The organism is Neisseria sp. P0009.S007 (assembly GCF_051962515.1).
The window spans coordinates 1-414 of record NZ_JBQCVF010000918.1; the positions used below are offsets into that span (position 1 = coordinate 1).

Here is a 414-nt window from a genome sequence, read left to right on the forward strand (position 1 = left end):
TTTCTAAACTGAAACAAGAGGATGCACACTTTGCCCGTTTGTTTGAGGAGCACAACGAGCTGGACGATAAAATTACCGGTTTGGTGAATAACGTGGTAACCAGCGGCGCCGAAGAAATCGAGGAGCTGAAAAAAGCCAAACTCAAACTCAAAGACGAATTGTATGCCCTTTTGCAAAAAGCAGCAGGCAAATAATTAAAATTTGAATAAGGCCGTCTGAACGGTATGATGGAAATCTCAGATTCCCTTTCATGCCGGTTCAGACGGCCTTTTTAATTATTAGGCATTTGGTTATTTTTATTGGCTTAATTTAACGAATAATTGTAAATCACTCTTAATTGCATTGAAAACTCTGTTAAGTTTATTTAAAATCTCGAATAATTTTTATTTTGATTTTTAACAAACAAAGTTAAAG

At 35.5% G+C, this 414-nt stretch carries 1 protein-coding gene; it reads left to right on the forward strand.

The annotated features are described in order from the left end of the window. On the forward strand, nucleotides 1-194 hold a 194-nt coding region (locus tag ACTHS3_RS17110), incomplete at its 5' end, for a YdcH family protein (protein ID WP_440368654.1). Nucleotides 195-414 lie beyond the last annotated feature (220 nt).